Raw genomic sequence first — 23042 nt, 5'->3', positions numbered from 1 at the left:
ATTGTATATTTTATAACAATAACATCTATCTAAAATAATACATTTGTATTCTTTTCATGTACGTATATTCTGTATTTCCCCTAATAACTTACTTATATTTCTATTTTAGCTCTTACGTATTGTTAAAATACCTCACATCTTTATTATACAACATTTTCTAATAATTGCAATATCTTTATAAACTTTGTTAAAAAATTATTTAATTATTATTTGTTTTAATTCATGAATACTACCTTTTAATAAAGTTGAAAATTACGGTACTTTCTCATAATATAAATACAAAAGTTTTAACCTTCTAAATTTAGAAGGTTATATTCGGCAAATTATGCTCTTAAAAATATTTATGCTTCTTTTAATACTTTAACAAACTTTCGCTTTCCTACTTGAATTATGTCTTCATTTTTCAGAGAGGTATTCTCAAAATCTGAAACTTTTTCTCCATTTACCTTTATTCCTCCTTGAAGCATTAATCTCTTTGCCTCGCTCTTCGAAGGTGCAAGCTTTGATTTAGTAATAATATCTATTATACGTTCACCCTCCACTATATCTACACTAGGTATATCTTCAGGAATCTCATTATTTTGAAAAACACTTTTAAAATGAGCTTCTGCTGCTGATGCTGCTTTATCACCATGATATAATATTACAATTTCCTTTGCCAATCTCATCTTAACATCCCTTGGGTTATCCCCATTAGTTCCGAGCATAGCTTTTATTTTATCAATTTCATCTGGATGTATATCAGTAGCTAATTCAAAGTATTTTATTATTAATTCATCAGGAATTTGCATAACTTTAGTGTAAATTTCTTCTGCACTTTCGTTTATTCCAATGTAATTTCCAAGGCTTTTACTCATTTTTTCTTTGCCATCTATTCCTTCCAATATTGGCATAAACATAGCTATTTGACTTTCTTGATTGTATTCTTTTTGCATAGTTCTTCCCATTAAAATATTGAATCTTTGATCAGTTCCTCCTAATTCAATATCCGCCTTTAATTCTATTGAATCATAAGCTTGCATTAAAGGATAAAAGAATTCATGTATTCCAATACTAATTTGATTGTTAAATCTATTTTTAAAATCTTCTCTTTCAAGCATTCTTGCTACTGTTAGTTTTGAAGCAAGTTCAATTACATCTCTAAAATTCAGCTTTCCTAACCATTCACTATTAAATCTTACTTCAGTTTTTTCTCTGTCTAAAACTTTGAATATTTGTTTTTCATAAGTCTTAGCATTTTCAATTACTTGTTTTTTAGTTAATTGCTTTCTTGCCTTAGACTTTCCTGTAGGATCACCTATCATTCCTGTAAAGTCTCCTATTATTATAACTGCCTTGTGACCCAAATCTTGAAGCTGTTTAATTTTTCTTAAAACTACTGCATGCCCAAGATGTATATCTGGCGCACTTGGGTCAAGCCCTAATTTGACTACTAAAGGCTTATTTTCTTTTTGTGATTTAATTAATTTTTGTTCTAATTCCTCAACATTAATTATCTCAGCAGCCCCTTTTTGTATAATTTTAATTTGTTCTTTAACATTCATCATATAAACTCCTCCTTTATTTAAATTGATGATATATAAATTTTCAAAGAAAATATATTTAAAAATAAAAAAACTCTCATCCTTATAAATATATAAGGACGAGAGTGTATTCCCGTGGTACCACCTTTATTTATTAATACCTTACAGTATTAACCTTTTCGAGTACAATGCAATAATAAAATTACAAGATACTCTATCCTTTTAACGGTGGAAAGGGTCCGTCAGCAGCCTACTTCTTTCAAAAATGAAAGGTTTGGTGTGATGCTCAGAGATGTATTCAGAATACTTTTCTTTGCTCCCTCTCAGCGCTAGGAACTCTCTGTAAAAGACATATATATCTTACTTCTTCTCTTCGTAGCTTTTAATAATTTAGTTTTAAATATTCTACCATAATTATACACTAAAATCAATAGTTTAAAATATAATTATAAGTTATCATTAGTATATATTATATGATATACAATTATTCATCTATGAAAGATATGATATTAAACTTATGAATATATATCGGAAAACTCAATACTTACTTTCTCATTTAAATTATACTCTAAAGCTGACGTGCTGCTAGAATAATCTTTACAAAATTCTGTTGCAGGCAGCTCTATAATAAATTCACTTCCGAATCCTTCTTCACTTATTAGTGTAATGTTTCCTTCGTGAAGCTCAATAAGAGACTTTACTAATCCTAATCCAATACCACTTCCCTCTCTATTTCGAGTAAAGGACTTATCCACTTGTTTAAATCTATCAAATACAAAAGGCTGTTGATCCTTTGAAATCCCTATTCCATTATCCTTTATAGATATGATTACAGCGTTTTTTCTATCAAAAACATTAACAAATATTGTTCCATTTTCTCTTCCAAACTTAACTGCATTCGATAGGAGATTTAAAATAACCTTTTCTATTGCTTCTGGATCAAAATCTAAATATTTCTCCTCAACTTCTGTATCAAATATCAATATCATGTCCTTTGATTCTATATATGAAGAAACGGATAATGAAATATCTTCAACAGCAGAAACAATATTACTATAAGATAAATTCAACTTCAAAAATCCGGAACTAATTTTCGTTGAATCAATTATATTATTTGTTAGTCTTGATAGCCTATGACAATTTTGTTTTATTATAAAATTATACTTTTCTATAGTTTCATCTTTAAACTTTATATCCATAACTTGTAAAGCGCTATATATTACATTTAAGGGAGTTCTGAACTCATGGGATAGGTTTGCAAAAAACTCTGTTCTAAGCCTTTCATTTTCACGAGCTTCATTTAATAATCTAGCAGTTTTCTCAGCTTTTTTTCTTTCAGAAACATCATATATAACTGTTATAAACAGGTTCTCCTCTTTAATCATAATTGAGCAACTTTTTAACTCAACATCAATAATTCTGCCATCTAATGTGGTTAATCTATATTCAACAAAATCAAAACTATTTTTGACTCCCCTTCTTTGTCTATTTAATCTATCATTTAAATCTTCTAAGTGTTCTTCATACGTCAAATCAGCCGGTGATTTCCCTACTAGTTCTTTTTGATTTTCTGCTCCAAATAGTACAACAGCTGCGTTATTAGCAAAAATTATTCTGTCACCAGTTCTCAATATAACTGCGTCAGGCAAAAACTCTAAGAGTCTCTTATACATATCTTTGCTAATCTCAAGCTCCTTCTTTATTTCTTCTAACCTAAATTTTTCTTCATTTAGCTTATTAATTGCCTTTTCTAAATCAAAAGCTTTTAATTTTAACTCCGAATTTCTCATATTTAGTTTACGAAATAACATATCAAAAGGAGTATTCAATACTTCTGCTACTAGAGCTTTGTATAAAAAATAATATGATATAAACTTTAAGATATGCCCTATTAAACTAAAATCATTATAAACAGAGTTGGTATAAATAGCTACGAATCTTATTAGTATTGTTGTAAGTACATATATAATCATATAAATGGTAATTTTAGCACTAAAATAATTTTTACTTTTTATCAATAGATAAATAAATACTATCATACTAAAAATAATTATATATTCACACTTATTTTCAAACCTAGTTAGTCCTGAACCATATACAAAAAAATCTGGTAGTAAATTTGTATTAACAATTATATATATCAGAAAAATAGAGCTTAATGCATAACAGTAAAATACTAAATAAGGTTTTATTTTTTTATGTAAAAATATAAATGATATAATAAGTGAAAAGCCTTCCATAAGTCTATATATTATATTAAACTGTACAGATATGTTGATTGAATCTTTTGAGCTGCTAACTATACCGGCAAAAGCTGCACCATGAAGGAAGTTAAAAGAAGAGGCAAAACCATACATAATACCTAAATAGGTAAAATAATTGTTACAAGATATTCTATAGGTGTTAACGGCAATAATGCTTAACCCAAAGCAAATAGCTGTATTCAGCGTTTCTATAGTACTATGAAAAAAGATATAATTTTTCATTTCTGCATAAAGAATGAATAACACAGTGCTAATAAAAATTATGACTTTATGAAAATTTAGTTTCCTTATAGGTTTAGTTGAATCAAAAATATTAAAAATATTAAAAATATTAAAAGATTTTCTCGAAGCTGATTCCATAATACACCTCCTGAATACATTTTTACTATAATATTCTACAAAATACAAAAAAAACCTGCCAAATTTTCAAACTATTCCAAAATTTTCTCCAAATCAATACTAATTTGTGAAAAATATAACACTTATCTTAACATTTTGTAATCATCAAAAATCAAACTATAAACAGCGTAATCATTAACTATGTATTCACCTTCTATTACTTCCATACCTTTACCCTCTATTTTATGTATCGTATATATTACCATCTAAGTTTATCAATAAATTCATACTTACTAAATAGAAAAGATATGCAGTATATTTTCTATCTCTGCATATCTTTCCATAAGGAGAATATTAATATAAAAATATTAGTAATATCATAATTATTCTTCATCTTCAGCTAAATGATAAGGGTGCGTTGCAATTACAACATTTTCGTTTCTTAACAAAGTTTCTCTAATAAAAAAGCTAGTATGATTGTGCAGGATTTCTCCCCACCATTCGTGAACTATAAATTCAGGCAGCACAACTGTTATTTTTTCATTTTCTCCTGCTGCTTCTACTATATCACTTATATACTTGATTAATGGTGTAACTACAGCTCTGTATGGTGAGTACTTTGAAACTAAAAGTATATCTGTATTCAATTCCTTCCACCTAGTTTGCAGCTTCTCCATTCCTTCTTTGTTTGTAGAGACGTTTAAAGCTATCACATCTGGTGTAATACTCCTTGCATATTGGAGTGCATTTAACGCTCCCTTATTTAAACTTTCTATAGGAACAATCATTATATGAGTAAACTTTCTGTCTAATTGAGATTTTATTAATTCGTCACGATTAGCCCTCAAAAAATCTGCCACACGATTATAATGTCTCTTAATCCTCGTCATGCCAAGGACAATTAAAGGAATAAGTATTGCAACTATCCAGGCACCTTCAGCAAATTTTTCAAAAGTAATTATCAGTGTTGTAATAATTGTTATAAATGCACCAAAGCCATTAATAAATGCACGCTTTTTCCATCCTGGTTCTTTTACACTTTTCCAGTGAATAACCATACCTGTTTGTGCTAATGTAAAGGATAGGAAAACACCAACTGAGTATAGTGGTATTAATCTATGCGTTGTGGCATTAAATATAATAACAAGTACACATGCTACGAAAGATAGTGCCACTATTCCTGTAGAAAAGCTTAGTCTTTTTCCTCTTATAGTAAATTGTCTAGGAGCAAAACCATCCTTTCCTACTACATACATAAGCATTGGAAACCCTGTAAAAGCAGTATTACATGCCATAAGAAGTATTATAGCAGTAGTAAATTGTACAACATAGAACATAAAGGTTTTACCAAAAACACCATATGCAATTTGTGCAATTACAGTAGGATATCCTACTGGAACTGCATGATAAAATCTCGCAAGTAATGAAGTTCCACCAAATATAAATAATATTAATGCAGACAGCAAAACCATAACGGTTATTGCACTTTTTTGTCTAGGTTCCTTAAAGTTTGGAACAGAGTTGCTAACTGCTTCTAAACCTGTTAAGGCTGAACATCCTGATGAAAAGGCTCTTAAAATTAAAAATATACTTACAGCTCCAGATGCCTTTATTTGTTCATTTACCATAGGAGTTGGAGCTCCATATATTGAAAATTTTATCATACCATATATAATCATAAATATCATACTTAATATAAATAAGTAGGTTGGGATACTGAAAATTTTCGATGATTCACTTACCCCTCTTAAATTTAAAATGGTTAATATCGCTATCAGTCCTACAACTAAAGCAACTGTGTGTCTTCCTAAGCTTGGGAATGCGGATACAATTGCAGCAACACCTGAGCTAGCACTAACAGCTACCGTAAGAATATAGTCAATCAGAAGCGAAGCACCAGCAATCAAACCTGCCTTTACTCCTAAATTTTCCTTTGCTACTACATAAGCTCCTCCACCCTGTGGATATGCTCTTATAATCTGTATGTATGACACTGTTAGTATTATTAAAAGTCCTATAATCATCAGAGAAACCCATCCAAGCCAAACATAGGACATTAATCCTATTACAGCTATCAATACATAAAGAATTTCTTCTGCTGCATAGGCTACTGATGATATTGCGTCGCTAGCCATTATTGCAAGTCCAAAAGGAACATTATATTTTTCATGTGCCTGTTGTTCATTTGCCAGAGGTTCGCCAATTAAAACATCTAGAAACTTTTTTACTACGTTATCTCCTCCACCCATATTATCTCCTCCGCTTGGTAAATTTAATATTGAAATTAGTATATAATACCATAGTCGACAAATCTACTAATATTATTAGTTTTTTCGCAAAAATTTATCCAGCATATAATCTTTCATTACAAACTAAAAGCTGTATCTAAAAGCATATTATTTCGCTTTTAGATACAGCTTTATTTTAGTTACAATACTCTATAGACCCTTGCTTCATATGGTTTTAACACAAAGCTTGTTATATAACTATGCTCATGTACATCATAATTGCATAATAATAAATTATCATATGATAGTTTTATATCTTTATGATAATATACAGATTCTAAGGCTGATAAATTACATATAACTATAACTTTTTCCTCATATAAAGTACGTGTGTATGCATAAATTTGCTCATTCTCCTCTAAAATCAAGTCATAGCTGCCATATGTAAATATATCATTTTGCTTTTTAATGGAAATCATTTTTTTATAAAAATTCAGTATAGAATTTGGGTCTTTTAGTTGTTTTTCTACATTAATCTCTTTGTAATTTTGATTAACCCCAATCCAGGGCTTAACCGCTGAAAATCCTGCATTTGCTGATTCATCCCATTGCATAGGAGTACGGGAGTTGTCTCTTGATGATGACCATATAATTTTCATTATATCTTCATAACTCATACCTTGCTCTCTTTTAATAGCATACATATTCTGAGTTTTTACATCATTGTACTCCTCAATACTTTCAAACTTAACATTAGTCATGCCAATTTCTTGACCTTGATATATAAAAGGCGTACCCTGCATCATAAAATACATAGCCGCTAATGCAGTAGAACTTTCACGCCAGTATTCTCTATCATTACCCCAGGTGGATACAGCACGAGGTATATCATGATTTTCAATATATAACGCATTCCATCCTCTATTTTCCAATCCTTTTTGCCATTTTGATAAAACCTTCTTTAATCTTACAAGGTTAAGTTTATTACTTATTCCATCATCCCATAAATTCAAATGTTCAAATTGAAATATCATATTAAACTTTCCATTTTTATCTCCAACCCAAAGCTCTGCATCCTCAACCTTTACACCATTAGCTTCACCCACAGTCATAATATCATACTTATCAAAAGTGCTTTCTTTTAATTCCTTAAGATATTTATGAATCCCATCTACGTTCATATGTTTTTCAAAGGATGTTACATAATTTAGTCCCTCTGGATTGGGCATATCTTGTAGTCCATCTTCTTTTTTAATATGGCTTATTGCATCAACACGAAAGCCATCGATACCCTTATCTAACCACCAGTTAATCATACTATAGACAGATTCACGCATTTCTCTATTTTCCCAGTTTAAATCTGGTTGTTTTGCTGAAAACAAATGCAGATAGTACTGCTCTGATGCTCCGTCATATTCCCAGGCAGAGCCGCCAAAAATACTTTCCCAGTTATTTGGTTCATTTTCAGCTTTGCCATCACGCCATATATACCAATCACGCTTTGGGTTATGCTTTGAAGAACGAGACTCAATAAACCATGGATGCTCATCACTAGTATGATTGATAACCAGATCAATTATAAGTTTCATGCCACGTCTATGAACTTCCTTCATCAGTTTATCAAAATCATCCATTGTACCAAATTCTTGCATAATATCTTGATAATCGCTAATATCATAGCCATTATCATCATTTGGAGATTTATACATTGGGCAAATCCATATTACATCAATTCCTAGGTCTTTTAAATAATCCAGCTTAGAAATTATCCCCTGTAAATCACCTATTCCGTCGCCATTAGAGTCCATAAAACTTGTTGGATATATTTGATAGGCAATGGCTTCTTTCCACCAAACTTTCTTCATATAGTATCTTTCCTTTCCATTATGGCAAGAGCAATAGCCCCTATAACTCCTGCATCAGTTCCTAATGCCGCAGGTACTATATTTGTACTTTTCCACATAGCCTCAAAACATCTAGCCTTAACTACTTCATTTATCTTATCAAAGACTATTTCTCCTCCTTTTGAAACTCCACCTCCAATTATAACTACCTCTGGATCAAAGAAGGTGATTACATTAGCAACACATATTCCAAGATAATTTAAAGCTTTGTTAAGTACCTTTTGTGCTAATTCATCCCCTTTTTCCGCTTCTTTAAATACCTCAAAGGATGTTACCTTTTCATAATCAGCTAAAGAAGTTTTTTCTCCCTTTTTTATTGCTTCATTTGCAGCTCTACCTATAGCTGTACCTGAGGCTAAGGCCTCTGCACAACCATAATTTCCACAATTGCAGCGAGGACCCTCTTTTTCTAAAGTCATATGTCCTATTTCTAAGGCATTGCAAGTATTTCCCCTATAGATTTTCCCATTTAGCACAGCACCACCGCCTATGCCAGTGGAAACTGTTATAAACACCATATTATTTGTACCTTTTCCAGCTCCGAAAACATACTCACCAATAGCTGCTACGTTAGCATCATTGTCTAAGTAAACTGGAATATTGAACTTATCTTTTAAAGATTTAACCACATTAAAATTCCTAAAAGGAAGATTAGGAGCAGTAACAATTTTCCCCTCTTTTATATTTAAAATCCCTGCACATCCTATTCCTATAGCTAAAACATCATCTTTATTAACCTTAGATTCCTCTAATACCCTTTCTCCTACAGATATTATTCTTTCTAATACTGCCTCTTCTCCCTCTTCTACTTTTGTAGGAAGTGTATACTTTGCAACTATGTCTCCATTAAAATTTGCAAGAGCTCCACTTATTTTTGTTCCGCCCAAATCAATACCTATGATATATTTACTTTCCATAATAATCCCTCCATATTTCTATCTCTACTCCATAATGATCTGACACTACCATATTATTAATACCATTAAATATTACTTTAGAATATTTAATATCTAATTTTTCATTTGCTAATATTAAATCTAATCTCAAATCATTTTTATTCTGATCCCAACCATCTATATTTCCTTTTGCCGTTATTCCACTATCTTTTTCCTTAGCAATTAAAAAGGTATCATATAATCCATTCTTTATTAAATAGTCATACCCTTCTCTTTTTACAAAGCTGTTATTATTAAAGTCTCCCATAAAAAATGTCAATTTGCCCTTTTCTATTCTGCTCAGCAGTTTATCCACCTGATCTTTAAAAGGCTCCTCTTCATCATTCCACCATCCTAAATGACAGGAATAGAAATCTACGAGCTTTTCATTAATTCTTATAGATGCACCAACAACCTTTCTAGTCTTCCAAAAGCTTAAGTCTCTACTCCTACTAACGAAGAAGGAGTGTTCTTCTTCTATTTTATGTTTAGTAAGAATACTTACCCCTTCTTCATAGGTTTCATAGCCTATATGTGAAAAATCCCAAAGCATTTTGTATTTATTGCATCCTAGTTTACTTAACTCTTTTATTAAAACTAAGGCAAAATTGTCCTTTTTTATGTTTGCAAAAATCTTTTCTTCTTTTATGGATTGATTTACTTCTTGAAGAGCAATTACATCATAGTCTTTTTCATATATGGTTCTTGCAATAATTTTTATTTTTTCTTCTTGATTGTTTTCCATCCAAGAATGACAGTTTAAAGTTAAAAGTTTCATATTAAACACCTAAAATATCTATTATATTTGATTTTATAATATCAGCTTTTGGTCCATATATAGCTTGAACACCTTTATCTTTTATTATTAGCCCAATAGCTTTATTATCTTTCCATTCTTTTTCTTTAGCAACTAACTCTGTATTTTTAACTGTTACACGTAGACGAGTCATACAGGCATCTACATCTACTATATTTTCTTTTCCACCTAGTAATTTTATAGCATTATGGGCTATTTCATCCTTTACTGCAGAGGCAACTTCATTCTTCGCTTCTGTATTTTGCTCCTTTGAATTATTGTTATTTTCAACAATATCTACCTCATTACCAGCACGACCTGGTGTAGGGATATTAAACTTTTTAATCATAAAGTTAAACATGAAGTAGCTAATAAATAAGAAGGCTATTGCTACTAGAACAAAACTTATTAAATCCTTTGTTAATCCTGCATTTACCATCATTGGAGTACGAGTTAATAATTCTATAAAACCAAAAGCATGAACACGTAAATTAATTAAATCTGCCATTGCAAAAGCAACACCTGTAAGTATAGCATAAGCTCCGTATAAAATAGGTGAAGTAAACATAAACATGAATTCAATAGGCTCTGTGACACCTGTTAAAAATACTGCTAATGCTGCTGAAAGATACATAGATTTATACTTTGCTCTTTTATCCACATCTACATTTCTATACATTGCTACAGCTGCACCTATTAACGTCGCTGTGGAAGTTATTACTTGACCCAACTTGAAACGTGCAGGATGCACTGTTGCAAGTAAATTATTATAGCCAGCCATGTCCCCTGCCGCTTTTAAATTATTTAAATCAGTAACCCAAGCCAACCACAATGGATCTTGTCCAGACACAATCTGTCCTATTTTATCACCAGTTAGTATACTATAATTTCCTCCAAGAGGAGTATAATTTATTGGAATTGTTATTAGGTGATGTAATCCAAAAGGTAATAATAAACGTTCGAGAGAACCATACACAAAGGTAGATATAAATGGTGCACTGTCTTTTGATGTAGCTATCCATTTTCCAAAATTATTTATTCCGGCTTGTACAACTGGCCAAAATATGGCAAGTACTGCTGCAAAAACAAGTGATTGTGCTATAACTACGAAAGGTACAAAACGCTTTCCATTGAAAAATGAAAGTGAGTTAGGCAACTTGTTATAATTGTAATATTTATTGTATAATGCTGCTCCTAAGAAACCTGAAATTATACCTACAAACACGCCCATGTTTAGAGCTGGTGCTCCAAGTACTGATATAAAGTAATCCTTAACTAAAAGTTTACCGCCTAAGATATTTGTTACAACTGCATTAGGATCTGCAAGCATTGCAGATGATACCCCAAATATTGCTCCTGTAATACGATTAATAAGTATAAAAGCTATTGAAGATGCAAAAGCACCCCCAGCGCGTTCCTTAGCCCAGGACCCTCCAATCGCCACTGCGAATAATAGGTTTAAGTTAACTATTATTCCCCAGCCTATATCTTCAACTATGTGTCCAACAAGATTAATAATTGCTGAACCTCCAAAGAATATTCCTAAAACCTTTCCTAAAGAAATCATAAGTCCTGCAGCAGGCATTACTGCAACAACTACCAATAGAGCCTTACCAAATTTTTGCCAAAAATCGAATGAAATCAACTTTGATTTTTGTAAAGACATTTTCTTTTCCTCCCCAATCTTAAATAATTATAAACTATTATTTAACCTTGCGCAAACGTTACTTGTTATATTTATATTATTTGTGCAAACGATTGCTCTATGATTAAATTATATTTTCTAGTGAAAAGGTTGTCAATACATATTGCTCAAATTAATTACAATTTCATCATTAAGGCATAATCAGATAAAATAAAAATTGCCTGTACAGTATAGTACAAGCAATTTTTATTTTTTTACAGTTGATTCCCGTTCTATTAAATTAGTTTCTATGATGTAATGTGTTTCTTTTACTCTATTCTGGAGTCTATCAACCAATAACTTTGCAGCATAGTATCCTATTTCTCTTGAATTAATATCTACTGAAGTTAAAGAGGGTTTTTGATATTCTGCTAGTGGACTATTATTAAAACCTACTATGCTTATGTCTCTAATGTTGTTTTCTAACAAATAAGAATTAACTCCAAAAGCGAGAAGGTCATCTGTAGTTACTATTGCTGTAGGAATTTTTATATTTAATATTGTTTTCACTGCTTCATAACCTAAATCTTTTTTAAAAGCATCAACCTCTATAATAATACTTTCATCAACATCAATACCGTGAATTTTATGTGCTTGCTTGTATCCACTTAATCTATCTTTAGATACATTTAGCTCGCTATTAGCTCCAATAAAAGCAATTTCCTTATGTCCTTTACGCAACAATTTACTAACTGCATTATACATAGCATGAAAATTATCGTTATCTACCCAAAGCACATTTTTTGTATCTTCAGGTCTTCCGATTACTACAAAAGGGAAATCTATTTCTTGAAGATATTTTATACACTTGTCTTTAAAACGAGCTACAGTAAGAATTATTCCATCTACTAAATTACTGTTTACATAATTTTTTATAGACTCCTCTTCTTCTTCTTGCGTCTTACAAAAAGTATACATTATGTAATATCCTGACTTTTTAGCATAAGCACTTATGCCTGTCATAACCTGTATAAAAAAGGGATTCTTAGATAAATCCTCTGCTTCACTTGGCAAAACTATGCCTATAACTTTGGTTATCTTATTAGTCAAGCTTCTAGCTATTATATTAGGATGATAATTTAGTTTTTTTATTGCCTCGTTAACCCTTTTCTTTGTCTCATCACTTATCCTAGGATTTTCAGCAATAACTCTTGATACCGTTGATGGAGAAACATTTGCCTCTCTCGCCACATCTTTTATTGTGACACTCATTCAATTCACACCCTATTCCTTATTATAATAGTGTTCAACCGTTTTCATATATCATAATTTTATATAAATAAATCTAGAGTGTCAATATTATTATAGGGTTTCATTGGTGAATACAAGGCATAGTTGTTGTTAAGGTTATTACTTCTTCACCCTTTTCTTTATTATAAGAGCAGAAAAAGCTTCTTAAAGAAAGTCCTTGGAATAGACTGGACTGGAATATGAAATTGGAATAACGAAACTATACAATAGGAAAAAGTTTAGCAATATAATCATCAACACCTAATCCTAACCCTACAGTCATATAATAAATTTATTTTTCTTATTGCAAAAAAGGTAAATTTATGTTATTATTTCCATGTCAAATCATGTATTTAACGAGAAAAAGGGGGATTTTTATGAAAAAAAGGATAATAAAAATTATAAGTGTTTCTTCGCTTATACTATTAATCACAGCAACTGTTGGTTGTGGTTCTAAAACAACCACTACAAAACCAGCTAACGAAACAACAAAATCTGAGACAGCAAAAGATAAAAAGGCAAAAACAAAAGATTTTAAAAGCCCAGATAATAAGGTACAAATAACAATACCTGATAATTGGACTCAGCTTGATGAACTAAAACAGATCAATCCAAAAGTTTCTATACCAGTAGGAAATAAAGCTGCTGAAAAATATGCTGTAGTAGTTTCTACATCCAAAGAAAACTTTTCTGAAAAAATAACATTAGATCAGTGTTACGAGACAGCTGTCAAATATTTAAAACAAACAATAACCAATGCTGAAATTTCAGAAGTTAAAGATGCAGAGATAAATGGACGTAAAGCTAAAACTTTTGTAATTAAAGGTGAAATAAATAATATTAAAGTATCTTATGTATATGCAATAGTAGATTCTCCAAAAGCTTTTCATGAAGTATCTGCATGGACTCTTACAACTAAATTTGATGAAAGTAAAGATGAATTAACAAAAGTTGTAACTTCCTTTAAAGAACTTTAAAAAAATTAATTTTGATAAATTAGGATATAGATTTCTAAGATAGTTTTCTTGTAAATAATACTATTTCAGAAATCTATTATTTTTAATTCTAAAAATTTTTACCCACTCAACAAAATCTTCTAAATTATTTTGTACTAAAAATGCAACTACCTGTAAGTAGCTATTTAAGGTACCTACAAGCAGTTGTGGAGATTGTATAGTGGAGATCGAATCATAGTGAATGAAATCTACTATAAAGCTGCGATAGCTAATTTGAGGACACTTTAACTAATTTAATTTCTTGAGTATTTCCATTTAAATCTTTAACAATCATTTTTAAATTTCCAATCTTATCAAAAGCTGTAACACAAAAGGTCTTTGTTACATTAGTTTTATTATTATCATTGCCATTTTGCAAAATTCTTTCTGTTGGTTTATAGATAATTCCTTTATCGTCTACTAATGTGATTTTATCAATTTCTTTCAAAGTTTCTTGACTTAAAGGTTTTGTTTGGTTATTAAAATTAAAAGTAATATCCATTCCAGTAGGTAGCATTTCAGCAGAAACAATATTTATAAAATCATTATTTTCAGCAGTTTTATATGCAATTGGCTTAACATCTTTAAACTTTTCATCTAATTTTATATTAGTTTTCCATGTACCCTCAATTACTTTGTATAACTTTACTCCTGCTTCTTCCAATTGTTTTTTTGTGTCATTATCTAACTTTGGTAAAGTCTTCGAATCTATTTGTGCTGAAGCATCAGCAAGTAACTCTATTTTTTTTATCTCAAGATTAAAACTATTTATATCTTTAAACTCCTTTGATGCTGATACCATATTTTCATCACCGAATCCGTCTGAAACGCTTAATATATCATTAAAAACTAATTCTCCTTTTTCTTTATCTATGCTGTAGTTATAATCTTCGGAGGAAAATGGTATTTCTTTACCACCATCAGTCTTGATACTGCAGCTAAGCTTCATATACTTAAAATAGTTCAGTGTATTTTTATCAGTAAACTTTAGATTTAGGGATAAGGCTACTCTTTTACTGTCTTTTAATACATTACTTACCTTTATCTCCACGCCATTGTTTTTCATAACATTATTCTCGGTATTTTGAACATAGCCATTATCTACTGCTTTCTGAACTCCATAGTCATTCTGAAATAGACATTTTTTTATTGATGCTATAGCAGTAGTTCCAAAGACGATTCCTCCAATAATAGTTACAGCCATTATAGAAGCTACTAGCTTTTGTTTATATGAAAACTTAACTTTTACATTTCTGCTTTTTCTTATTTTATTAAAAGCCATCTCTTTCTTCTCTAAAACACTGTCTGGTATTGCTACATCCTCATTTAGGATCTTCTTTATTTCATCTTCAAAATTAATGTTCATTATAAAATACCTCCTAAAATATATTTTCTTTAAGATAATGGGTTTTTAATTGTTGTCTAGCCCTACTTAGTCTACTTTTAATAGTACCTTCTTTTTCATTGAGTATTTCGCTAATTTCTTTTGTGGTAAATCCATTTACATAATACATAACTACAACTAACCTATATTCATAGGTCAATTTATTTAAAATACATTCAAAATCTAATTTATCCTCTGAATTTTCACTATAAGCAAGACTAGTGTTTTCCAATAAGCTATAGTCACAAACATACAAAACTTTATCGTCTTTTATTATGTCATTACATTTATTTATTAATATTTTAATTATCCAAGTTTTGAAATACCGCGGCTCTTTAAGTTGTTTAATATTGGTAAAGGCAGCGAGAATAGTTTCTTGTATAGCATCACCTATACTTTCTTCACTTTTAAGTCTACTTCTTGCTATTTTATACATTTGACACATATATTCATCAACGACTTTAATAAAGGCCTCTTCATCACCCTTTTGAGCTTTTTTTATTAACAAGTCCATAATATTTTCCTCCTAGAAATTAATAAGCGTATATGTAGTAAATACTAAAACTATGCATTTAAATATCAGCACTAAATTTAGTTTGATAATTTTTAAATGTACTCACTTTACACTTATTAGACAAAAAAATCATAGAAAATAGTTGCATAATAAATTAACAAAAAATACAACTGCCTGTAAGCATCCATTTAAGGCACCTACAGACAGCCGTTTATATATGATCGTCAGATTACCAGAACCCTCAACTTCCTTTTTATTTGCTCCCATTTTCCTTAGAATATAGATTTTTTCTTTTTTATAAATTTAGCGATGTAACCAATCCACTTATAATTTTATCACTATCTTTGTTCCTTCTGAAACCTTACTAAACACCTCTATTTCTCCATTATGGACTTCTATAATCTCCTTGCTTATAGCCATTCCAAGACCGGAACCCTTGTGGCTTTCACCTGTATTTGTGGCTCTATAATATCTATGAAATAGAGATTTTAAATCTTCTTCCTTAATTCCATTTCCATTATCCTTAATTTCTATCATAACGCCTGATTTTTCACTTATATTAATATCCACTATTGTATCCTTTGGATTATGAACTATTGCATTGAATAAAAAATTGCATAAAGCCCTCTTTATATATTTTTTATCGCAGCATATGTATATTTCCTCAGAATCATAATTAATGTTAATATTTCTATCAGAGTAAACTGGATTATTCAGAATATCAATTACTGTTTCTCGTGCAATATTAACTATATTTTCTCTTTCCAGCTTAAGTGGAATTACTTTATTTTTAAATTTATACATTAAGGAAAGATCATTAATTAATTCTTGAATATACTCTGTTTTATTTATAATAATTTCTCCATATCTTTTAACATCTTTATCTTCTAAATGATAATCATCACTTAATAAAAGTTGAGCATATCCATTAACTGACGCCAAAGGAGTCTTCAAATCATGAGCGATATTTGCAATCCACTCTTCCTTTAGCTTATCAATGCTTTTTCTTTCCTCTTCATTTTCTTCTAATTTCTTAGCCAATTTATTAATATTTTCATTTACCTCAGTGTAAACTCCTACTTTTTTGATACTTTTAATCTTAAATTTTCCCTGTGATAAGATCTTAATATTGTCTATAATATCTGCTATAGGTGTTGCAAGCTTTCTGCTAAATAAATACCCCATTAATATTGTCAAAACAAGAGTTAAAATTATTAGTGCAAAATAAAACTTTATAGTTTCCTCGCTAAAGACAAGTATACGCTGTGATATTTTTTCTATTGGAAATCCTAATATCAGGCTGTATTTCTGTCCACTCTTATTAAATACCCCTGTATGTATAGTAGAAGGTTTTGGCATTTTCCATCCATTAACGGTATAATCCACAAGTTCTCCCGCTAAATACTCTGTTGGTATCTCTTTGGGCTTGTTCTCATTATAAACCTCTCTATTAGAACTATCTAGAACTTGAAGCCAAATATTGTTTTCTGTTAATACTTTTATGTCATCTTCATTTAAATTAAAGCTTTGAGGTCCATTTATTAACTTGTCTTCATACTTTTGTGAAAACTCAGCTGTACTAAATGTGAAATTATAAAAGTTCTTTGAAAAAGCCATCCCCTTATGAACACTCAATATATTCACAGCAAAAAACACAAATTGTATTAAAAATAAAATAATTACATTCCAAAATAAAAATTGCATTGTCAATTTTCTTTTCATACTATTCAACCACCAACTTATATCCTAACCCTTTTAAAGTCTTTATATATTCTGGATTACTCGGGTCTTTCTCAATCTTTTCTCTTAGATGTCTTATATGCACCATTATGGTATTATCGTAGCTATCATAATCAAAACCCCATACATTAGTGCATAAACTATTTTTGCTAAAAATTTTATTTGGATTTTTAGCTAAAAATAATAATAGTTGATATTCCTTGGCTGTTAAGGTTATTATCTCTTTTCCCTTTAGTACTTCTCCATTTTCTTCGTTTATAGTAATGTTTCCAAACTGCAATTTCTTCTCTTTCACTTCCATAGGTATGTAGTTATTTCTTCTTAATTGCGCTTTTATTCTTAAAACAACTTCTTTTATATTAAAAGGTTTAGTAACATAGTCATCACCACCAGCTTCTAATCCGTTAAGCTTATCCTCATCTTCTCCTTTTGCTGTCAGAAATATTATAGGACAAAAAGAAAACTTTCTTATTTTATCACACACCATATAACCTTCGATGTCTGGCAAATTAACGTCAAGAACTATTAAATCTGGCTCTATTTCCTTTGCAGTTAATATACCATCTATTCCTGTATCAGCTCTATAGATGTTATTAAATCCCTCTCTCCTTAAAACTTCCTCTAACAGACTTAATAATTGCTCTTCATCATCTACAAGTAATATTTTTTTATCTAACAATTCATCTTCTCTTATCAAAATGGACACCTCGCTATCAGCCAGTTTTTCTATATTATACCATATATAAACTTATATAATATCTCTTCTCCTAAAGTCATACATATCTAAGAAAAAAATAGATATAAATATAAAGGCACTTATAAGAAGAAAAGGTAATACTTCTGTTGCTATATTAAGATCACCTTGTATTAATGCTAAAGGATAAGTCCATGGAACATATTTCCAGAAGCTTGATTGAACTATTAACATTGATGAAATAATAAATATCATTCCCACTCCTAGAGATAAAACAAATGAACTAAACCTATTTGATAAAAAGAATAATAGTGCTATAAAAGGCTGTAGAGCTATGAAGATAAATATTATATTTACAAACATTTCTACTGGAATAATTCCCTTAGCTCCAAGCAAATATGCCGTTATTGTATACTCTATTAAATATGCAGCTAAAGTTGCTGCTAAAACTAAGAGTACCACTAAATATTTTGTTAAATATATTCTTTCTCTTTTAGCAGGCATAACTAAAAGCTGCTTCCAACCATTATTTAAGTTCTCTATCCTGCTCATCATTATTATCACGTACATTATTAGAATAGGTAAAGCCGCTCCTACAAATATAGTGTCAGAACCTACTGCTAGCCCCTCCCAAGGGTTAACTTGCGGGGTCTTTACCTTTATAAAGCTGTAGAATTTTATACCTAATAGAAGAACCAACGCTGGTGCCAAAATTGCCATTTGAAAAATTGAAAGCCTCTTTAACTTTAATAACTCAACTTTTAATAATTCCATAATGCCCCTCCTATCAATAACTTTCTTTTTTATTAAAATATATCAATGTACTCAATAGTCCTATAATAATCAAAACTACTGACATTACAATTTGCAGTCTTAAGTTTGTTGGCGCTAATCCATCTGAAAAAGATGAAAAGGAATAAGGGTTATATTTGCTTAAAGTTTCTCCTCTATAAAATATCTGGGAAGAAACAACGGATAAAATAGCAGCTATCCATATTGATTTTAAGGTATTTTTATTTTTTATTGTAATAAATAAATGTATTGTCATTACTGATGCCACTGATATAAGCTGTATAAAAAACATTTTTACAAAATACATTCCATCAATAGCTTCTGGAAAATCCATGATTTTTCCTACTAGGATTAATGATAAAATATTTACAAGCAGCATAATTGTCATAAAACTTAAGCTTGTTATGAATTTTGATATGATAACTTTTTCTCTTGAAACAGGATGAGCTAAAGACAGTGTCCATCCATTATTTTTATATTCATTGTCAAACAAAGAAGAAATTATTATGGCTCCAAACAAAGGTAAATATTCCTTAAAGAAAACCATCTTTTGTTCTAACAATAGCATTTGCCAGGATGTAATGCCTTTTTGGACTGCAAGTGGGTAAAGATAACTTTCATACCTTATACCAAAATCAATTAATAATAACAGTGAAGTAAATACTGGTATAGCTATAATCATAAAAATTAGCATACTTCTCTTTTGTTTATACATATCATTGATTATTAAATCCCCTAACATACCTCTCCCTCCATTGTTAATGATAAAAATATATCCTCTAAGGACTTTTTATCTTCTGATAAGTAATTAACCTCAACCCCTGATAATACAAGCTCTTTACACAACTTTGATGCTGATAAGCCTTCGGCAGTAACACATAACTTACCTTTTTCTTCTTTCACTCTATATCCTCTCTTACGAAGCAGCTCTAACGTACCTGGTCTATTTGAAACTCCTACAAGTATTTTTGAGTTGTTATTTCCTCTTAAGCTTTCTATAGTGCCTTGATATAAAAGCTCACCCTTTTTAATTATTCCAACCTCATCCGACATCAGCTCTATTTCACTTAAAATATGGCTTGATACTATTACTGTAATACCTTTTTTCCTCGGCAATGATTTAATCAGCTCTCTAATCTCTTGAATACCAGCAGGATCTAATCCATTAGTTGGTTCATCTAAGATTATTAATTTGGGATCTCCCATTAAAGCCTGCGCTATACCTAATCTCTGCTTCATACCTAAGGAAAATTCTTTTACCTTCTTATCCTTAACTTCAGATAACCCTACAAAGTCTAGTACCCTATCAATCTCTGACTTATTAAGCTTTAAAACCTTTCTAGTTATTTCTAGATTTTCATAAGCAGTTAAATGCCCATAATATGAAGGTGATTCAACTAAAGCACCAACATTTTTCAATATTTCCTCTCTCTGATCCTCAATACTTTTCCCAAAAACCTTTACCTCACCAGAAGTTGGTTTAATTAATCCTAATAACATTCTTATAGTAGTAGATTTCCCTGCTCCATTTGGCCCTAAAAATCCATAAATACTTCCTGCTTTAACCTTTAAGTCTATATTTTTTACCGCTTTAAAATCCTTAAAAATTTTTGTTAAGCTCTTAGTTTCTACAATATAATTATCCATAACGCTCTACCTCGCACTCTTCTTATTATTTAACTTTTGCTTCCTTAGCGTTAAATTCACTTGAAGCAAAATATAAAATATACATTAATACCCCTGATCTATATAAACCATCTAAATTAATTCCTGTAAATCTACCTATTGTAGATGTTACTGTACCCATTAATATCACTATTATTAAAGCTTTAAATAATTTTTTCATTTTCATTTCTCCTCTCAACTATCTTATGTATTTATAATAACTAAGGGAGTTTAAGTTATCATTCAGCCAACCTTAATTCTAGCTTAATTTCATATAGATGTTTATGACATAAAAATACTATAATGTATATTAATGGTGTAAAACATATTATAATGTTTATCATTTTAAAAAATAATAAAATGTGGGGGTAAGAGCAATGTACAAAATTTATAAAATTGATCCTAATAATTTGACAGATAAGGAAGCTGGAAGCCTATATTTAATCAATAAGAATATAGTAAAAAAGTACAACCTCTTAGATCAGTTTAAGGATATTAATAATTATAAAGATTTATTTTTATCAACATTTAATAGAATTGATAACGAGTTATTTGTACTTAAAAAAGATTCTTTAATATGTGGAATATTGAGTTGCATTAAATCTGCTGATTGGAGTGGAAAAGAACAATATAAATTAAGTATATCTTTATGTGATTCAATAATTGATGAAACTATGCTTAAATCTATAAATGAATTAGTTCAAGAAAAGCTAAATCGACATGGTGAACTTGCAGTAGTTACATATAATAATGAATTGGAAAAACTAATAAAAAGACATACCAACAAGGTAAACTTAAGAGCTAACTACTATACTTTGAAAAAAGAAGACATAGATATAGACCTACTTAATAAATCTATAAAAGAATTTGAAGCAAAAAATGCCGATCTTTCTATTAAATATACTAATATTATTTCAGATAAGTATATTCAACAATACTGTGATTTATTTATGGAAACTATGGAAGATATGACAGATGTAAATGAGGATGGTTATGTACCATTTGTTATAACTCCTGAAAAACAAAGACAAATCAATAATTCTAATAAAGAAAAAAATATTACTCATCATTGCTATATGATTTTCAACTCAAACAATGAAATGATCGCTAAATCAAATATACGTGTAAACAATAACGATACCCGTTTTCCTTATCAATTTATGATTGGAGTTAAAAGACCATATAGAGGAAGAAGTTTAGGAAAATGGCTTTATTCATCTATGTATAAAAGATTATTTGAAAATGTTGATTTTGAGAAAGTGCTTGTATGTCATCATCCCGAAAATAAACCTGCTATTAATGTTAGCGAATGGGTTGGATATAAATTCAACTATTTAGAGACTACACATATTTTATATAAATAGAAAATAATCTACTATGATGACAGTCATCAATATAATAACTGATGGCTGTCACCTGTTATGTATTTTTACACTCTATTTTATGCTTCCATTCTTTTCTCGAGAACTTCCATAACCTAGTGGATGCGAACCTTATCTAATTCCTGTAGAACCAAAGCCGCCTTCCCCTCTTGTTGTATCTGTAAGTTCTTCTATTTCCTTTATAGTAACAGTGAACACAGGTTTAACAACCATTTGTGCAATTTTCATGCCTTTTTCTACATGGAACTCCTGCTTACCATGGTTAATTAATATAACACCTATTTCCCCTCTATAGCCTTCATCTATTGTTCCAGGTGTATTTAACACTGTTATTTGATTTTTTAAGGCTAGTCCGCTTCTTGGTCTTATCTGAGCTTCAGTTCCCTTAGGAAGTTCTATCTGTATTCCTGTTTTAATAAGCTTAGATTCCCCAGGTAATATCCTCAGGTCATCTACTGAAAATAAATCTAATCCAGCATCTCCTGCATGAGCATACTCTGGCATTTTAGCTTCCTCATTTATTCTTTTAACTTTTAATTCAATCATATCTAATTCTCCATTCTATAATGTTTTAATCTACTGCAGCATTTGCATAAAATATTATAACACAACATCTTCGCCGTTTATTATACTCACATATAATTTGATCTTCTTATATAAGGCTATAATACCTTTCAATTTTTTCTTTTAGTTCCATAATGCTAATAAATCTTGCCTCACGTATTATTTCTTTTTCATCTATAAACATAAGAATACAAGGTAAAGTAAATACACTAAAAGTGCCAGCAACTGCTGGAACACTATCAATTTCTATTTTTGCAAATTTAACTTTAGGATATGCTTTAAGTAGCTCTTGAACCTTTGGCAAAAGATCAACGCAAACACTGCAGCTATTTGATGAAAAATAAATCATAGATATTCTATTATCTTTTATAAAATTTTTAATTTCTTCTACTGAATTTAATATTTCCAT

General features: G+C 30.0%; 21 protein-coding genes and 1 other annotated feature. Of the genes, 2 read left to right on the top strand and 19 right to left on the bottom strand.

All coding sequences use genetic code 11. The features are described 5' to 3' along the window. Positions 1 to 341: 341 nt before the first annotated feature. The 9 genes from tyrS to ACZ5N4_RS04170 form a co-directional block, all read right to left on the bottom strand. Positions 342 to 1547, bottom strand: a complete 1206-nt coding sequence (tyrS, locus tag ACZ5N4_RS04210; RefSeq protein WP_464207430.1) for a tyrosine--tRNA ligase — start codon at positions 1545 to 1547, stop codon at positions 342 to 344. 88 nt (positions 1548 to 1635) lie between these two features. Then, positions 1636 to 1909: a binding site (T-box leader), on the bottom strand. 129 nt (positions 1910 to 2038) lie between these two features. Then, positions 2039 to 4147: a sensor histidine kinase gene (locus ACZ5N4_RS04205; RefSeq protein ID WP_464207428.1), complete on the bottom strand. Its 2109-nt coding sequence runs from the start codon at positions 4145 to 4147 to the stop codon at positions 2039 to 2041. A 122-nt stretch (positions 4148 to 4269) separates the two neighbouring features. After that, positions 4270 to 4392, bottom strand: coding sequence for a hypothetical protein (locus ACZ5N4_RS04200; RefSeq protein WP_464207426.1), 123 nt, complete (start codon positions 4390 to 4392; stop codon positions 4270 to 4272). Positions 4393 to 4509: 117 nt separating this feature from the next. Continuing rightward, on the bottom strand, positions 4510 to 6375 hold the full coding sequence (locus ACZ5N4_RS04195; RefSeq protein ID WP_464207424.1) for an APC family permease: 1866 nt from the start codon (positions 6373 to 6375) through the stop codon (positions 4510 to 4512). A gap of 179 nt (positions 6376 to 6554) precedes the next feature. Then, a complete protein-coding gene (locus ACZ5N4_RS04190) occupies positions 6555 to 8219 on the bottom strand; it encodes a glycoside hydrolase family 13 protein (protein ID WP_464207422.1) in 1665 nt (554 codons plus the stop codon). Further along, positions 8216 to 9175: an ROK family protein gene (locus ACZ5N4_RS04185; RefSeq protein WP_464207420.1), complete on the bottom strand. Its 960-nt coding sequence runs from the start codon at positions 9173 to 9175 to the stop codon at positions 8216 to 8218. Before ACZ5N4_RS04185 ends, ACZ5N4_RS04190 begins: the two co-directional genes overlap by 4 nt. After that, a complete protein-coding gene (locus ACZ5N4_RS04180) occupies positions 9165 to 9971 on the bottom strand; it encodes an endonuclease/exonuclease/phosphatase family protein (protein WP_464207418.1) in 807 nt (268 codons plus the stop codon). Before ACZ5N4_RS04180 ends, ACZ5N4_RS04185 begins: the two co-directional genes overlap by 11 nt. A gap of 1 nt (position 9972) precedes the next feature. After that, a complete protein-coding gene (locus tag ACZ5N4_RS04175) occupies positions 9973 to 11655 on the bottom strand; it encodes a PTS transporter subunit IIBC (RefSeq protein WP_464207416.1) in 1683 nt (560 codons plus the stop codon). A gap of 225 nt (positions 11656 to 11880) precedes the next feature. Further along, complete coding sequence (locus tag ACZ5N4_RS04170; RefSeq protein WP_464207414.1) at positions 11881 to 12885, bottom strand: LacI family DNA-binding transcriptional regulator; 1005 nt, start codon at positions 12883 to 12885, stop codon at positions 11881 to 11883. A 395-nt stretch (positions 12886 to 13280) separates the two neighbouring features. Between ACZ5N4_RS04170 and ACZ5N4_RS04165 the strand changes: the two genes are divergently transcribed. Then, a complete protein-coding gene (locus ACZ5N4_RS04165) occupies positions 13281 to 13880 on the top strand; it encodes a PsbP-related protein (RefSeq protein ID WP_464207413.1) in 600 nt (199 codons plus the stop codon). A gap of 247 nt (positions 13881 to 14127) precedes the next feature. Here ACZ5N4_RS04165 and ACZ5N4_RS04160 read toward each other — a convergent pair whose 3' ends face one another. The 8 genes from ACZ5N4_RS04160 to ACZ5N4_RS04125 all read right to left on the bottom strand — a co-directional run bounded on the left by ACZ5N4_RS04160 (position 14128) and on the right by ACZ5N4_RS04125 (position 20868). Next, positions 14128 to 15264, bottom strand: coding sequence for a hypothetical protein (locus tag ACZ5N4_RS04160; RefSeq protein ID WP_464207411.1), 1137 nt, complete (start codon positions 15262 to 15264; stop codon positions 14128 to 14130). Positions 15265 to 15277: 13 nt separating this feature from the next. Next, positions 15278 to 15796: an RNA polymerase sigma factor gene (locus ACZ5N4_RS04155; RefSeq protein ID WP_464207409.1), complete on the bottom strand. Its 519-nt coding sequence runs from the start codon at positions 15794 to 15796 to the stop codon at positions 15278 to 15280. Positions 15797 to 16120: 324 nt separating this feature from the next. Continuing rightward, positions 16121 to 17518 carry a HAMP domain-containing sensor histidine kinase gene (locus tag ACZ5N4_RS04150; RefSeq protein ID WP_464207407.1) on the bottom strand — a complete coding sequence of 466 codons (1398 nt, stop codon included), beginning with the start codon at positions 17516 to 17518 and terminating at the stop codon, positions 16121 to 16123. 1 nt (position 17519) lies between these two features. Continuing rightward, positions 17520 to 18233, bottom strand: a complete 714-nt coding sequence (locus tag ACZ5N4_RS04145) for a response regulator transcription factor (RefSeq protein WP_464207405.1) — start codon at positions 18231 to 18233, stop codon at positions 17520 to 17522. Between the two features lie 51 nt (positions 18234 to 18284). Then, positions 18285 to 19004, bottom strand: a complete 720-nt coding sequence (locus tag ACZ5N4_RS04140) for an ABC transporter permease (protein WP_464207403.1) — start codon at positions 19002 to 19004, stop codon at positions 18285 to 18287. Between the two features lie 13 nt (positions 19005 to 19017). Continuing rightward, positions 19018 to 19764, bottom strand: coding sequence for an ABC transporter permease (locus ACZ5N4_RS04135; RefSeq protein WP_464207401.1), 747 nt, complete (start codon positions 19762 to 19764; stop codon positions 19018 to 19020). Next, positions 19758 to 20669, bottom strand: coding sequence for an ABC transporter ATP-binding protein (locus ACZ5N4_RS04130; RefSeq protein WP_464207399.1), 912 nt, complete (start codon positions 20667 to 20669; stop codon positions 19758 to 19760). The genes ACZ5N4_RS04135 and ACZ5N4_RS04130 overlap by 7 nt, the downstream gene beginning before the upstream one ends. 25 nt (positions 20670 to 20694) lie before the next feature. Continuing rightward, the gene (locus ACZ5N4_RS04125) at positions 20695 to 20868 is read right to left on the bottom strand and encodes a hypothetical protein (RefSeq protein ID WP_464207397.1); all 174 of its coding nucleotides are present in this window, start codon (positions 20866 to 20868) and stop codon (positions 20695 to 20697) included. A gap of 196 nt (positions 20869 to 21064) precedes the next feature. On the opposite strand from ACZ5N4_RS04125, the gene ACZ5N4_RS04120 reads away from it, so the two are divergent. Then, entirely contained in the window at positions 21065 to 22051 is a 987-nt protein-coding gene (locus ACZ5N4_RS04120) for a GNAT family N-acetyltransferase (RefSeq protein ID WP_464207395.1), read from the top strand. A gap of 129 nt (positions 22052 to 22180) precedes the next feature. Here ACZ5N4_RS04120 and dut read toward each other — a convergent pair whose 3' ends face one another. Both dut and ACZ5N4_RS04110 read right to left on the bottom strand, forming a co-directional pair. Further along, a complete protein-coding gene (gene dut / locus ACZ5N4_RS04115; RefSeq protein ID WP_464207393.1) occupies positions 22181 to 22615 on the bottom strand; it encodes a dUTP diphosphatase in 435 nt (144 codons plus the stop codon). Between the two features lie 106 nt (positions 22616 to 22721). Continuing rightward, positions 22722 to 23042, bottom strand: coding sequence for a thioredoxin family protein (locus tag ACZ5N4_RS04110; RefSeq protein WP_464207391.1), 321 nt, complete (start codon positions 23040 to 23042; stop codon positions 22722 to 22724).

Source organism: Clostridium nitrophenolicum (assembly GCF_055391695.1).
This window is presented reverse-complemented; position numbering and strand designations above follow the sequence as displayed.

Bases quoted from the DNA above. Each gene is read 5' to 3' on its own strand.
- tyrS (WP_464207430.1), bottom strand. From the start codon at position 1,547: ATGATGAATGTTAAAGAACAAATTAAAATTATACAAAAAGGGGCTGCT.
- ACZ5N4_RS04205 (WP_464207428.1), bottom strand. From the start codon at position 4,147: ATGGAATCAGCTTCGAGAAAATCTTTTAATATTTTTAATATTTTTAAT.
- ACZ5N4_RS04200 (WP_464207426.1), bottom strand. From the start codon at position 4,392: ATGGTAATATATACGATACATAAAATAGAGGGTAAAGGTATGGAAGTA.
- ACZ5N4_RS04195 (WP_464207424.1), bottom strand. From the start codon at position 6,375: ATGGGTGGAGGAGATAACGTAGTAAAAAAGTTTCTAGATGTTTTAATT.
- ACZ5N4_RS04190 (WP_464207422.1), bottom strand. From the start codon at position 8,219: ATGAAGAAAGTTTGGTGGAAAGAAGCCATTGCCTATCAAATATATCCA.
- ACZ5N4_RS04185 (WP_464207420.1), bottom strand. From the start codon at position 9,175: ATGGAAAGTAAATATATCATAGGTATTGATTTGGGCGGAACAAAAATA.
- ACZ5N4_RS04180 (WP_464207418.1), bottom strand. From the start codon at position 9,971: ATGAAACTTTTAACTTTAAACTGTCATTCTTGGATGGAAAACAATCAA.
- ACZ5N4_RS04175 (WP_464207416.1), bottom strand. From the start codon at position 11,655: ATGTCTTTACAAAAATCAAAGTTGATTTCATTCGATTTTTGGCAAAAA.
- ACZ5N4_RS04170 (WP_464207414.1), bottom strand. From the start codon at position 12,885: ATGAGTGTCACAATAAAAGATGTGGCGAGAGAGGCAAATGTTTCTCCA.
- ACZ5N4_RS04165 (WP_464207413.1), top strand. From the start codon at position 13,281: ATGAAAAAAAGGATAATAAAAATTATAAGTGTTTCTTCGCTTATACTA.
- ACZ5N4_RS04160 (WP_464207411.1), bottom strand. From the start codon at position 15,264: ATGAACATTAATTTTGAAGATGAAATAAAGAAGATCCTAAATGAGGAT.
- ACZ5N4_RS04155 (WP_464207409.1), bottom strand. From the start codon at position 15,796: ATGGACTTGTTAATAAAAAAAGCTCAAAAGGGTGATGAAGAGGCCTTT.
- ACZ5N4_RS04150 (WP_464207407.1), bottom strand. From the start codon at position 17,518: ATGAAAAGAAAATTGACAATGCAATTTTTATTTTGGAATGTAATTATT.
- ACZ5N4_RS04140 (WP_464207403.1), bottom strand. From the start codon at position 19,004: ATGGAATTATTAAAAGTTGAGTTATTAAAGTTAAAGAGGCTTTCAATT.
- ACZ5N4_RS04135 (WP_464207401.1), bottom strand. From the start codon at position 19,764: ATGTTAGGGGATTTAATAATCAATGATATGTATAAACAAAAGAGAAGT.
- ACZ5N4_RS04130 (WP_464207399.1), bottom strand. From the start codon at position 20,669: ATGGATAATTATATTGTAGAAACTAAGAGCTTAACAAAAATTTTTAAG.
- ACZ5N4_RS04125 (WP_464207397.1), bottom strand. From the start codon at position 20,868: ATGAAAAAATTATTTAAAGCTTTAATAATAGTGATATTAATGGGTACA.
- ACZ5N4_RS04120 (WP_464207395.1), top strand. From the start codon at position 21,065: ATGTACAAAATTTATAAAATTGATCCTAATAATTTGACAGATAAGGAA.
- dut (WP_464207393.1), bottom strand. From the start codon at position 22,615: ATGATTGAATTAAAAGTTAAAAGAATAAATGAGGAAGCTAAAATGCCA.
- ACZ5N4_RS04110 (WP_464207391.1), bottom strand. From the start codon at position 23,042: ATGGAAATATTAAATTCAGTAGAAGAAATTAAAAATTTTATAAAAGAT.